The 14,020-nt window shown below is 32.9% G+C and carries 14 protein-coding genes; all 14 read right to left on the bottom strand.

Annotated features, from left to right (window positions below):
- Positions 1 to 113: 113 nt before the first annotated feature.
- The gene (locus tag JVU85_RS03815; protein WP_021459854.1) at positions 114 to 1,538 is read right to left on the bottom strand and encodes an APC family permease; all 1,425 of its coding nucleotides are present in this window, start codon (positions 1,536 to 1,538) and stop codon (positions 114 to 116) included.
- A 214-nt stretch (positions 1,539 to 1,752) separates the two neighbouring features.
- On the bottom strand, positions 1,753 to 3,075 hold the full coding sequence (merA, locus tag JVU85_RS03810) for a hypothiocyanous acid reductase MerA (RefSeq protein WP_204172095.1): 1,323 nt from the start codon (positions 3,073 to 3,075) through the stop codon (positions 1,753 to 1,755).
- 1 nt (position 3,076) lies between these two features.
- Positions 3,077 to 3,499, bottom strand: a complete 423-nt coding sequence (gene hypR, locus JVU85_RS03805; RefSeq protein ID WP_002509470.1) for a redox-sensitive transcriptional regulator HypR — start codon at positions 3,497 to 3,499, stop codon at positions 3,077 to 3,079.
- Between the two features lie 129 nt (positions 3,500 to 3,628).
- Positions 3,629 to 4,585 (bottom strand): ornithine cyclodeaminase family protein, encoded by a 957-nt coding sequence (locus JVU85_RS03800; protein ID WP_204172094.1) that lies wholly within the window; start codon positions 4,583 to 4,585, stop codon positions 3,629 to 3,631.
- Positions 4,586 to 4,632: 47 nt separating this feature from the next.
- A complete protein-coding gene (locus tag JVU85_RS03795) occupies positions 4,633 to 5,409 on the bottom strand; it encodes a 3-hydroxybutyrate dehydrogenase (RefSeq protein ID WP_142019861.1) in 777 nt (258 codons plus the stop codon).
- Between the two features lie 4 nt (positions 5,410 to 5,413).
- On the bottom strand, positions 5,414 to 6,067 hold the full coding sequence (locus JVU85_RS03790) for a 3-oxoacid CoA-transferase subunit B (RefSeq protein WP_002509467.1): 654 nt from the start codon (positions 6,065 to 6,067) through the stop codon (positions 5,414 to 5,416).
- Complete coding sequence (locus tag JVU85_RS03785) at positions 6,060 to 6,764, bottom strand: CoA transferase subunit A (protein WP_204172093.1); 705 nt, start codon at positions 6,762 to 6,764, stop codon at positions 6,060 to 6,062. The genes JVU85_RS03790 and JVU85_RS03785 overlap by 8 nt, the downstream gene beginning before the upstream one ends.
- A gap of 171 nt (positions 6,765 to 6,935) precedes the next feature.
- A complete protein-coding gene (gene wecB / locus JVU85_RS03780) occupies positions 6,936 to 8,075 on the bottom strand; it encodes a non-hydrolyzing UDP-N-acetylglucosamine 2-epimerase (RefSeq protein ID WP_021459848.1) in 1,140 nt (379 codons plus the stop codon).
- A gap of 38 nt (positions 8,076 to 8,113) precedes the next feature.
- Positions 8,114 to 9,385: a nucleotide sugar dehydrogenase gene (locus tag JVU85_RS03775; protein ID WP_204172092.1), complete on the bottom strand. Its 1,272-nt coding sequence runs from the start codon at positions 9,383 to 9,385 to the stop codon at positions 8,114 to 8,116.
- Between the two features lie 67 nt (positions 9,386 to 9,452).
- Positions 9,453 to 10,322, bottom strand: a complete 870-nt coding sequence (locus JVU85_RS03770) for an NAD-dependent epimerase/dehydratase family protein (RefSeq protein ID WP_204172091.1) — start codon at positions 10,320 to 10,322, stop codon at positions 9,453 to 9,455.
- Positions 10,322 to 10,879: a sugar transferase gene (locus tag JVU85_RS03765; protein ID WP_103388457.1), complete on the bottom strand. Its 558-nt coding sequence runs from the start codon at positions 10,877 to 10,879 to the stop codon at positions 10,322 to 10,324. The genes JVU85_RS03770 and JVU85_RS03765 overlap by 1 nt, the downstream gene beginning before the upstream one ends.
- A gap of 1 nt (position 10,880) precedes the next feature.
- Positions 10,881 to 12,089: a glycosyltransferase family 4 protein gene (locus JVU85_RS03760; RefSeq protein WP_204172090.1), complete on the bottom strand. Its 1,209-nt coding sequence runs from the start codon at positions 12,087 to 12,089 to the stop codon at positions 10,881 to 10,883.
- Between the two features lie 23 nt (positions 12,090 to 12,112).
- On the bottom strand, positions 12,113 to 13,375 hold the full coding sequence (locus JVU85_RS03755; protein WP_204172089.1) for an oligosaccharide repeat unit polymerase: 1,263 nt from the start codon (positions 13,373 to 13,375) through the stop codon (positions 12,113 to 12,115).
- Positions 13,376 to 13,380: 5 nt separating this feature from the next.
- Positions 13,381 to 14,020 (bottom strand): polysaccharide biosynthesis protein (locus JVU85_RS03750; RefSeq protein WP_481906212.1); only part of this gene is annotated, 640 nt, incomplete at its 5' end.

Here is a 14,020-nt window from a genome sequence, read left to right as displayed (position 1 = left end):
AGCAGTAAACAATGGTTGATTTAGCGCACATTTTCACTGCTAGTCATCTACGAACAATATGAAAAGAGACTGAGACGAATCAATGATGTCTCAGCCTCTTTCACTACAATATATTATTGTTTTTTTCGTTTATCTAACACAAAGATATAGATAAAGTAGTAAACCATGCCTACGATAAACCAAATCATTGTATAAAGTTTAGCTTGGCCACTAAGACCCCAAAATACAGAAAATACACAGACAAAAATAATTATCGGCATTACTGGATACAAAGGTAATTTAAATGCTGGTTCTGGTAAATCTTTACCTTCTCGAGGCCGTAAAGCATACATACCTATAGTTACAAACATAAAGGCAACCAAAGCTCCAGCAGTTATTAATTGTGCTAAGAAAGCAAAAGGTAACATTGACCCTACTATAACCGCTACCAGTGTAAGAATCCATAATGCATGATTCGGTAGATGTTTATTGTTGAGTTTACCTATCCATGTCGGTAAAACCCCATCTCTACCAAATGAATACAGTAATCTAGAACCTGCTAGCATCATGCCTATTAAGGCTGTGAACATACCGACAACAGATATTGCTTGTACCACAGCAGCAATAACTTCATGATTACTCATTCGAAGTGCCCAACCTACAGGCTCTGCATTATCTTTGTATTCGCTATAGTTAAACATACCGACCAGTACGAGAGATACAGCAATAAATAATGCCACTGCAATCAGTAACGAACCTAAAATACCACGTGGCATTGTTTTTTGAGGCTCTATAGCTTCACCAGAATTGGCCGCGATGGAATCAAAGCCGATATATGCAATAAAAATCATTGAACTACCAGCATAAATACCTTGCCACCCACCAAATGTACTATTCGCAGTAGACGAATGTTCAGGGATAAAAGGCACATAGTTATGTAAATCAATAACTGTTAAACCTACTATTAAAAATAAAAAGATCGCTAGTATTTTCAAAACAACTAAAATATTTTGTACTCGCGCTGTTTCAGATGCGCCCCGAGATAATAATAACGCAGTAATAATAACCACTACTGCAGCTAAAATATCTATTACGCCACCATTATTGCCTAAAGAATTAGATAATGTTGCAGGTAACTCAATATTCAATGGAGCAATTAGTCCTCGCAAATTTGCCGAAAACCCCGATGCAACGAATGCCACTGCAATAATGTATTCTGCAATTAATGCCCAGCCGACAATCCACCCGAAGAATTCGCCAAATAATAAACTTATCCACGTATAAGCAGAACCCGCAACAGGCATAGCTGATGCCATTTCTGCGTATACAAAAGCTACTAGCGCAGCAACAATAGCTGCTACTAAAAACGATAAACTTACTGACGGACCTGCATAATCCGCCGCAACCACACCAGGCAATGTAAAAATTGCTGTCGACACTATCGTACCGACCCCTAGTGCTAGAAAATCTCTTACTCTTAATGTCCTTTCAAGATGTGCATCTTTATTTAGAAACAGAGCAGGATCTTCCTTATACAATAGTCTTTTCAATATATTCATTTCCTTACAATCTCCTTGTTGTTATCAAAACAATACTACACAGTATAATCGTATTTAATAGTGCTGTCTACAATATATTGTAGACAGCATTTTTTAACGCTCATCACCATGTCTAAACAAAAAACCAATCAGATATTAAATAAATCATTAAATGATTCAATCATTGTAGACAGCATTTTTTAACGCTCATCACCATGTCTAAACAAAAAACCAATCAGATATTAAATAAATCATTAAATGATTCAATCATTGTAGGGTGCGTATAAATATTGTCACGCAATACATCATACGTAATCTGTTGATCAATCGCTAATTTAATAATATTAATTATTTCTTCAGTTTGTGCACCATATAAAGTAGCTCCTAAAATCTGATTGTTTGATTTATCAATGACTACTTTGAATAAACCACGTTCGTCATGATTTATTTTATGTCGCGGCATTGCATTCACTGCCATTTGACCTTCTGCAAAGTCATAACCTTGTTCTTCAGCTTCTGCTGCCGTTAAACCTACACGAGAGAATGGTGGATCAACAAACATTGTATACGGAACTGCACCACGATTATTAGTTGTTCTTTGTCCATTACCTAATAATTGATCTCTCACAATTCTAAAGTCGTCTAACGAGATATAAGTGAATTGCATGCCACCTTTAACATCGCCTAATGCATAAATATGTGGCACTGTTGTTTGTAGTTTATCATTTACCGTTATTTCTTGACGCTCACCTAACTTAATATCAGTATTGTCTAATTCTAAGTCAGTATTAGGTTTACGACCTGTTGCTAATAACACTGCTTCCGCTGCAAAATCTCCTTGTGAAGTGCACACTAAAGTATGATCATCTTGATCTTCAAAAGCTGTTGTTTCAGCGTTATATACGAATGTTACACCTTTATCCGTTAAATCCTGTTCAACTTGAGCCACGACTTCACGATCTTCATGTGCTAATAACTCAGATTTATGTTCAAGCACTGTAACTTCAGTACCAAAATTCGCAAAGATTGATGCAAACTCTAAAGCAATATAACCCCCACCTACGATTACAAGTCGTTGTGGTTGTTCAGGTAAATTCATAATACCAGTAGAATCATATAAATATTGTGACTCTTTAATACCATCGATAGGTAAAATTACTGGCGTTGCACCTGTATTAATTACAATATTTTCAGCAGTAACAGTCTCTTCTATTGAACCATTGTCATTTAATAAGGCAACTGTATCATTAGATTGGAATTTTGCTTTATTATCAAAAACTGTAATATTCTCTTCATCCGCTAAATTATGGTAGTTTTTATTATTTAACGCATCGATAACTTCTTCTTTACGTTGCATTGCTTGCTTAAATCCACTATGTGCTAAGCCTTCATGCACTAACGTTTTAGAAGGTATACATCCAATATTAATGCACGTACCACCATACATACGAGGTGATTGTTCAATCATTGCAACTTTTTTACCTTGTGTAGCTGCAAATTTTGCTAATGTTTTACCACCTTTACCAAAACCAATTACAATTAAATCATATGTTTTCATACTATTTATCCTCCTTGAGTATGTCTTCTAAAATATCTTTAATAGTAAAGTTTTCATAATACGCTTGAACACGTATCGCCTCTTGTTGAAAATGCTTAGCCATCGTAGTGCTAATTTGACTAGATACTTCACAACTACTGTCATGGTCTCCTGTAAAAATACGTCCTTTATCTCTACCCTCAGTGAACAATAAATAAAGGTCACCTAAATTAGCACTTGCTGTTTTTTTAGTTGCTTGATACCCTCCAGCTTGCCCACGATGAACGTCCAAATAATCATGTTGTTTCAATATCCGTGCAACATTACGTAATTGCACTGCATTAACACACACCTTTTCTGCTAAAGCATCACTGGAAAATCGTTCGTTACTATGTTTAGTTAAAAATGTTAGTACGTGAATTGCGATATTGAATGATAAATTCATCTCTCCACTCCTTAATTGTAACTTTCATAATTACATTTAAACAAATATAATCCTAACAGACAACCCTTTTGCTTATATATAATTAGAAAAAAGAGTTACATCCAAAATTGATGCAACTCTCTTTTAGTATTATTTTGAAGCCCTTAACTTTTGATAAAAATAATTAGCAACTACGATATCGACTATAGCTAAGCCCACTGATTTAAAAACAGTTATTTCTTCTGCTGAATCTCTCCCGGTTAACTTACCTGCAACTATATTCCCTAATTCACCGTACAAATCTGTATCATTAAAGACACCTTCATTTACAGGATTTATTAAATCACCGGTTTCCTTTAACGCTGCTTCTGCCGCTTCAACTACTACCTTATCTGCGTTAGCAATTAACTGTGAAGGGAGTTCTTGCATATCTGGTTTGAACGATCCGACTGCATTTACATGTACCCCTGGTTCCACTTGTTTTTCGAACACAGGTGCAGACGCATTCGTTGCTGTAACTATAACTTCTGCATCATCCATGGCAGCATCAACATCATCATACACTGCTATTGTGACCTGTGGATGTCTATCTGCAACATCTTGTGCAAAATCCACTGCTTTAGCATATGTACGGTTATAAAATTGAATACGTTGGATATTTCTAACTGCTAAAACAGCTTCAATTAATCCTTCAGCCTGCTCACCAGTACCAATTACACACAATGTTTTAGCATCTTCTTTAGCTAAATATTGTGTCGCCACACCTGAAATAGCACCAGTGCGAATTTTTGTTAGATATGAACCTTCTAATATCGCTAATGTCTCTCCAGTATCATAATCAGATAACACTACGGATCCAACTATCGTACTTTTGCCCTTATCATGATTATGTGGTGCAAAAGTTACATTTTTCAACCCTACTAATTTTAACGCATCTGACAGTGCAGGCATGACTAAATAACGATTGTCTTGGTTAAAAGGTAATGAATAACGTATCGGTGTTTCAGTTTGACCTGCTGAATAAGCTTGTAGTGCTTCAGCTACTGCATCTACAACTTCTTTCATATCTAACAATTTTGCTTGCTCATCTGCACTAATAAATTGCATAACAAACCTCCTCTAAGCGATATTTATACTCAAACATTAAGTTCACCTTATTGGGCTGTGTAGCCTCCATCTATTAGCACTGCTTGTCCTGTAACACTTTTAGCTTTATCACTAGCTAAAAACAAAGCATAGTCAGCAATTTCGGACACTTGCAACAAACGCTTTTGCGGTATTAAAGGATACAATACTTCATCTAACACATCTTCTATATTTGTTCCTCTGTTTTTGGCTAACTCTGCCATTTGATTACGTACTAAAGGTGTATCAACGTAACCTGGGCACAAAGCGTTAACTGTAATGCCATCTGTAGCATTTTCCAATGCTGCTACTTTAGTTAAACCAATTATGCCATGCTTGGCACTATTGTAAGCAGCTTTACCCGCAAAACCAATCACGCCATTTATAGATGCCATATTTAATATACGTCCTGATTGTTGCTTTTTCATATATGGCAAAGCATATTTCATCGCCATAAAACTACCAACTAACATAATATCAATCATTTGTCTAAATTTGTCTGTAGCAAAAGATTCAATACTATCTATATGTTGCAATCCTGCATTATTAAATAAAATATCGATTCGCCCATAATGTTCGACAGTCTGTTGAATCATACGTTGAATATCATCTTCGTTGGTTACATCTACTGTGATACCCATGCAATCTACATCTTGTGCTTGTAACGACTGCACTTCGCTCTCTAATTTAGTTGTATTCATATCTGCGAGAATGAGCTTAGCTTCTTCTTGCGCAAATATTTTAGCTATTTCTAAACCAATACCACTGGCTGCACCAGTAATGATTGTTACTTTATCTTTAACCAAGTCATTACAACTCCTTCAAATGATTTTCAAACTCTGCTTCTGTATACTTTTCTACGTCTGCTAAAGATACCCCTTCTTGTAACTCAATGAGTTTCATAACATTATCTTCAAACTGGAAGACAGCTAAATCAGTAATTAATGTATCAACGACGCCTTTACCTGTTAATGGTAAGGTGCAAGCTTTTTTCACTTTAGAATCACCATGTTTATTGACATGATCCATAATAACTACTACTTGTTGTGCACCTACAACTAAATCCATGGCACCACCCATACCTTTGACTAATTTCCCTGGAATCATATAGTTAGCCAAATCGCCATTTTGCGCTATTTCCATACCTCCAAGTATGGCCAAATCAATATGACCGCCACGTATCATGGCAAACGACTCTGCGTTATCAAAGAATGATGCACCTTTAGCTGCAGTTACCGTTTCTTTACCCGCATTAATTAAATCTGGATCTACTTCAGCATCAGTTGGGTAAGGACCGATACCTAACAATCCATTTTCAGATTGGAAATAAACATTTTCCACATGGTCATTTATTTCATTGGCAACTAATGTAGGCATACCAATACCTAAGTTAATGACCATATCACTTTTTATTTCTTGGGCTGCACGACGAATTATTTTCATTCTTTGTGTCATTTTATCCATGATTAACCTCCTTTACTGTACGCTTTTCAATTCTTTTTTCAAACTCCGCTCCAACAAATATGTAATCAATATAAACCCCTGATAAATGCACAGCATCTGGATCAATATCACCGACCTCTACAAGCTCTTCCACTTCCACAACTGTTGTTTTCGCTGCCATAGCACATAGTGGATTAAAGTTACGTGCTGTTTTGTCGAACACTAAGTTCCCAAATGTATCGGCCTTTTGCGCTTTAATAATTCCAACATCACCAGTAATCGCACGTTCCATTAAATATTCTCTTCCATCAAATTCACGGACTTCTTTGCCTTCAGCAATTAATGTGCCCACTCCTGTTGGTGTATAAAATGCTGGAATTCCAGCACCACCCGCACGTAATTTTTCAGCTAAAGTACCTTGAGGTGTTAACTCAACAGCTAATTCCCCATTAATCAATTGCTGTTCAAAACGTTTATTTTCACCAACATAAGAACTGATCATTTTATCGATTTGTTTCTTTTCTAACAAACGACCTAACCCAAAATCATCTATACCACAGTTATTACTCACAACTGTTAAATGCGTAGTTCCTTTATTTCGAATCGCTTCGATAGCATGTTCTGGAATACCACATAAACCAAAACCACCAGCTAAAAGTGTCATACCATCATGTAAATTCACTAATGCTGTATTAATGTCTGTCACTACTTTAGACATAATATCCCTCATTTCTTCTAACAATTTTAATACCTAGTACTAATACTACTCCGATTATACTTTAAATGGAAATCATTGTCCTAAAATTATGATTGCGCTTACAATGATAAACAAAAAAGCATCTCAGTTAAAGTTGACTATCATTTCAACTATTGAGATGCTGTTTAAATTTTAATTTCTATAATTAAAAGGTTCAGGTTTTACTTCTCTAATTCCAAAATAATATTCTATGTTTTCACAAATACGTCGCGAAGCTTTGCCATCTCCATATGGATTACTAGCTTTATTCATTCTTTCATATTCATTGTGGTTATCTAACAAATTTTTCGTCTCTGTTAACACTGCTTCATAAGTTGTACCAATAACTTTTAATGTACCAGCACTAACACCTTCTGGTCGTTCAGTGGTATCTCTCAAGACTAATACCGGTTTACCCAATGATGGTGCCTCTTCTTGAACTCCTCCAGAATCTGTAAGAATTAAATGTGCTTCATTTGCAAAATTATGAAAATCTACAACATCAAGCGGTTCAATTAATTCAATTCTTGAATGATCGTATAAATACTGACTCGCAATCTCTCTTACTTTAGGATTTTTGTGCATTGGATATATAACAACGACATCTTTATATTCATCTACAATGTCACGAACTGCTCTAAAGATGTTGTGCATAGATTCCCCAATATTCTCTCTTCTATGTGCAGTTAATAAAATAACTCTTTTATCACTATGACGTTCAAGAATTTTTGACTGATATCCGTCTTTAATTGTTGTCTTCATTGCGTCAATGGCAGTATTTCCCGTTACAACGATACTTGCTACTTGTTTCTTTTCCCTTTGTAAATTATTAGCAGCTTGCTCTGTGGGTGCAAAATTTAAATCAGCCATATGACCAACCATGACCCTATTCATCTCTTCTGGAAATGGAGAATATTTATTCCAAGTACGTAATCCTGCTTCTACATGACCAATTGGTATTTGATTGTAAAAAGCTGTTAAGCCACCTACAAATGTAGACGTTGTATCTCCGTGAACCAGGACCATATCTGGTTTTTCCTCTTTTATTACTGCATCTAATTTCGTTATAATTCTAGAAGTGAGTTCAGCTAATGTTTGGTTTGCCTTCATGATATTTAAGTCATAATCTGCTTTTATATCAAAGATGTTTAACACACTATCGAGCATTTCTCTATGCTGTGCTGTAATTACGACAACTGGTTGTAGGTTTTCATTTGTTTGTAACGCTTTAACTAGAGGCGACATTTTTATAGCTTCCGGGCGGGTGCCAAAAACAGTCATTATTTTCTTCATTTGCTTCCCCCTTGTTCATAACAATTTAAATTCAATCATTAATTAACTAGCTCTATATCTCTTGTTATGTATAGGTTACCATAGTTAATATATGATACATCTTTAAAGTTGGATTTAACAATGTTTTTCGTATCAAAGATGATTTTATGTTTCATGTATTTGAAGTCATCATCACTAAATGTTTTAAACTCAGAATGATCCGCAAGAATAAGTACCAGTGAAGCCCCTTCAGTAGCTTTATCAATATCTTTTTCAACAAAATCTAATTTAACATGTGGATCATAAGCCACTACATCTAAGTTCTCATCTTGTAATAATGTATAAATATCAAAAGCTGGTGATTCCCTAATATCATCGACGTCACCTTTATAAGTTAATCCAAATACAGCAACTTTGGCGTTATCGATACCAGTTAATAACCGCTTAACATTTTCAACTACAAATTGAGGCATTGAGCGATTAATTTTTCGACCATTTTGAATTAATGGCGAATTTTTTGGATCTGTCGCGATAATGAAATACGGATCAACAGCCAAACAATGACCTCCTACACCTGGACCAGGTAAATGTATGTTTACACGTGGATGCTTATTAGCCATTTCAATAACATCTAATACATTGATGTCTAAGTTATTGCAAATTTTTGTTAACTCGTTTGCTAAAGCAATATTTAAATCACGATAAGTATTTTCCATTAATTTACTCATTTCAGCAGTACGTGCATTAGTTTCAATCATTTCACCTTTAACAAATGTACTATAAACTCGTTTCCCAGCTTCCACACATTTAGATGTAACACCACCAATAATACGGTTATTATATACTAACTCTTCTAAAATTTTCCCAGGTAATACACGTTCTGGACAGTGAACTAAATAAATATCTTCGCCAACTATAAATCCAGTTTCTTCGATTAATGGTTTAACGAAGTCATCTATGGTACGAGGTGCAATAGTAGACTCTACAATAATCGTATCACCTTTTGTTAAATGTGGAATTACACTGTTTATTGCACTAAGTACTATTGAAATATCACAAGATTCGTACGTATCATCGTTATTTGGTGTTGGTACAGTAATGATAAATGCATCCGCTTCTTCAGGCTTGGTAGATACTTTGAACTTCCCTGTTTCAAGTACTTCTTCAAATGCTTCTTGTATACCTGGTTCTTCTATGTTTGCTTTCCCTTGTTGTAAACAATCGATTGTTTTTTCATTTATGTCTACACCTAATACATCCACACCATGTTTGGCGAACATAATAGATGTTGGTAGTCCGATATAACCTAAACCCACAACTGTTATTTTCAAAATAATACCCTCCATATACAAATAATAATTTTTATATGTGATTTTCATTAAAATGACTTTTAAAATACTAATATTTATTCATGATATCTTTGATAATTGTTTCAAATTTCTGATTATCAATAGCAACTTTGCTTTCATGTGCATACAAAGATTTGGCATACACCAAGTTACCGTAGATTTTAGAAATAACTCGAAATTTATTTAAAATAGGATACATTGCTTTTGGAATAGGCAATAAAAATGTATTTTTATGTTCATTCTTCCGTATTTCTGTTACAACCTTTGTCGTATTGAATTCAAATTTATCTTTTGGATGATAGATACCTGTCATTTCATGTTTAATTATTTCATTTACAAATTGTTCCAAATGTTTAATATACAAAGCGCTCCTAGCATTACTTAAATTTGGAATTATAGGTAATCGCTTTGCAACTTTTATTAATTTAGTGAAATTACCTGGTGAACCTACTCCATATATCATTGGAGGTCTAATTATTGCAACTTTAAAATTATCATCTGCTATCTCTCGTATTTTAGCTTCAGCTTTAGCCTTTGATATACCATAATTTGTCACTGGTTTTAAATTAGTTGGATTTGTTAGCTCAACCATTTCACCAATTTTGCCATCCTCTCCAAACACAGCCATCGTACTCATAAATACAAAATGTTTAACTCCGCATTTTTTGGCTTCCATTGCTAAATTAAATGTTAAATGCATATTAACTCGAAAATACTCTGCAAGTTGAGCGTTAGAATCATTGTTATGTACTAAAGCTGCTGTATGGATAATGGCATCATATTGCTTAAAATCCAGTTCTTTCCACAATGTATTTTTTACATTTAATCTGCTAACTTTATTACCTAATTGTTCTAAACTATCTGCTAAATGACTGCCAACATATCCGCTACTTCCAGTTATTAAAATGTGTTTAGCCATTAGTGAGACACACCTTCTGAAGAGATTGTGTTAATCACAGTTTTATAAATGATGTACATATCAAGTAGTAATGATTGATTTTCCAAATAGTATTTATCATACATAACTTTTTGGTCATCTGTGTTATTATCTCTGCCCATCACTTGAGCTAATCCAGTAACACCTGGTCGTATTGTATGCACATTAACCTTAGTCCTCTTTTCGATAAGTTCATACTGGTTATAAAGTGCTGGTCTCGGGCCCACTATTGACATTTCTCCTTTTAGCACATTTACTAATTGCGGTAACTCATCAATTGATGTTTTTCTAATGAATTTACCTGTCTTAGTTATAAAATCTTCTGGCCCCATTAAATCTGTTGCTACGTTAGGCGTCCCCATTTTCATGGATCTAAATTTATAAATATTAAAAAGCTCATTATTTATCGTTGGTCTTTTTTGTTTGAAAATAGCAGGACCCGGTGACTCTAATTTTATTAGTACTGCTACAATAAGTAGTAACGGCCCGGCTACAATTAATCCATATATTGAGCAAAATAAATCGAAAGCTCTTTTCACATCAATTGCCTCCATTCAGCAAAATATAATATTTAGTTGTGTTATGTTGTCTCGTATATTCATCTTTAAATAATTGATATGCATTACTCCCTAATACTTGTAAGTCATTCCTTGAGTGCGAAGTTATAAAATTTAGAATGTCTTGTGCTGCACCATTATCAATTTGAATACCTGCATTGTATGTTTCAACGTGTTTAACGATATCTGAATGTTTATCCATAATTAAAATTAAGGGTTTCTTATTGGCTAAGTAACCATAGTTTTTACTCGGCACACCTAAGCCCACACCTTCAGGAATTAACGAAGCAAAACAAGCATCAGTAATTTTTAATACATCCGTATAATCAGTCCCAGTTAGAAATTCATACATCTTCACATTTTTAATTTCGTTTGATTTAATACTTTTTTTCACTTCTGCATATTTTTTACCATGCCCACATAGAATCGTTAACGTGTTCTCGTTATTCTTATTTAACTTTAAGAATTCAACAATTGTCTCCATATCTTGTAGTTGTCCCATATTGCCACTATATAGCAAGATCTTGTCATATTGATTTCTAAGTTTCTTAAATTCATTACTCTTAACTACGTCATATTCAGATTCTATGTACCAGTTAGGTATCACGTGAATATTTCCCGGGTTATCTGAAATTTTATTTTGTAATAAATAAGTTTTCATTTCTGTGCCTAGAACTATGATGTTTTCAGCATTTTTATATACATGTTTATTGATATAGTTCATTAATCTATCAATTAGACTTCCAGATTTGATAGTTCCTGTTTTCAAAGCGTTGTCGGGTGCAATATCATACACTACAAATGAGTATTGCTTGTTAAACATTCGATATAACACATCTGGAATTAAAGGTAATATTGGTGGGTTTGAATATACTAATATATGATCATAAGTCAGCATTTTTGGCATTTTACAAACAAACATTGCAAATAATGAAAAGAAATTAAAAATACGACCAAATTTATTTTTGTTATTAAATTTAGAGTATTTTAATCTTTTAATAGAAATTCCCTTGTAATTTTCATTTTTTTCAACATCTTTTTCATTACTGTATTCATATGGCCACCCACACATCACTTCCACACGCATACCTTTGTCAACTAAGTCCTCAGCCATTTGAGTTGGTAATGTAGCAGACGACACATATTGAGGATAAAAATACTGACATAATATTAATAATTTTTTCTTTTTCATCTACTCACCTTAGATTTTCAAATTTATTTAAACTTAAGCTTAATTTGTGATAACCAAAGCAATAATTCTAACGGAATAAATAAATATAATGCTTCTTGAATATTTGTTGCAGTATCTCCCCGAATAGAACCCATAATCAATTGAATAGATAAAATAGTTATTAAAATTAAATTAATACTATATATTCCATTTTCAGCTTTTCTTAAGCTCAAACTGTACTGGTCAGCTAAACCACAAAATATTGCAAATATTATACTCGCTAAAATTATTCCAAAAACACCTAAATATATATATGCTTCACCTACAAACCCTGGTGGAATTGACATCCCTTGATCAAATGGAAAATTTAATTTTTTAACTATTTCTTCCGACAAAGGTTGGGGTTTATTCGGCCAAATACTTCTAGGTATAAAAATAAATAATGGTTTGAATAATGTTAATATATTTACATGTACTTGATAATTAGTAATTATAGTTGCTAAAGAATATGAATAATTCACATCCGTTCCTACTGCTAAATAATCTATATATTTGTTGTAATCTCCGACTAATATATCTTTAAAATTCACAAAACCATCCTTCAAACCATAAGTTCGGATGCTCATCATTAAAGGTAATATAATTAATATAGTTGATAGTGCAATTGCTGATAAATGAAGAAGGTTTGGTGTTTTCCCTTTTTTATAAATGTAAAGTACTAAAATTGCTATAGTGGGATATATTAAAATGCGTCTTCCAAATATGAAGATTGTTACTACTATTACACTAATAAGAATTAGAAATAAAGATTTCACTTTATTTCTTGTATTATTTGAATTATATAAATATAAATATGAAAGATATAAGTAACCCAATAGCACTGATCCTTGTAACATTTTCATTATAGAGCTATTTTCAAGAGTTGCAGTCGAACCACCAGTAACAATGTTCAATCCTGTTAACATTATTACAACAATTGTTGCTAATACATATATTGGATAGATATTATCTATATTTTTTGTTTTTATTATTAATAAATTTTTCATTTCAAATTTTATATTTGCAAGTTGAATAATAAGATTAGTAACTACAAAGACAATCAAAGCTAGTAAATACAATTTATTAGTGTAATCATAATTTGAGGCATCTAAATACAATTTATAATTAAAAGGTTTATCCATTATTATAGGTAATAAAAAACTTATACTAAAAACTGTTAAAAATAATAAACTTATAAACCTAAAATTTGAACGCAATAAATATATCGCATAAATAACCGATATTGTTACAAAGAAAAATATAATCACACAATTCACCCTTTATTCTGAATTAGCTTTAAAATATTTTTATAAATGGCAAAATGCTTATATATTGCTGAAATTATTAAAGCGATTGCATATCCATATATTTCTATAATGTTAGTCAATATTGCACTAAGTAAAACAATTATTATTAATGTGAATAAGTTAATTATCAAATTATTTCTATATTGATTGTTAGCAAGCAATTTTATTTGTAGCAATGCTGAACTCGACATTAAAATCACCCCTAAACTCGCTGGAAATATTAACAATTGAACTTTGTAAATATACTCATTATAAAATATATAAATAAAGACCCATGAAAGTACGGAAATAAAAATTGATATTATAATTGATAAAAATATTATTAACTTCCACGTCTTTCTTACTTGAGCTGTCGTAATCTCTTGTTTGTTATCAACTTCATAACTCAATAACACGGTAACAATGGGATTGATTAGTATATTAGAAATTTTGCCAATTATAGTAGCAATAAAGAATAATGGCACATAAATAGTTCCTAAGAATATACTTAGCAATATCCTATCTGAGTAATTAATTAAATTTAATATGGAATTAGCACTAAGAAGCTCTAAATAACTTTTAAAATCAACTTTATTTAACATTTTAAAGTCAAGTCCAGACTCCTGT

The organism is Staphylococcus sp. GDY8P72P, assembly GCF_016890655.1.
GTDB classification, from domain to species: Bacteria; Bacillota; Bacilli; order Staphylococcales; family Staphylococcaceae; genus Staphylococcus; species Staphylococcus arlettae.
This window is presented reverse-complemented; position numbering and strand designations above follow the sequence as displayed.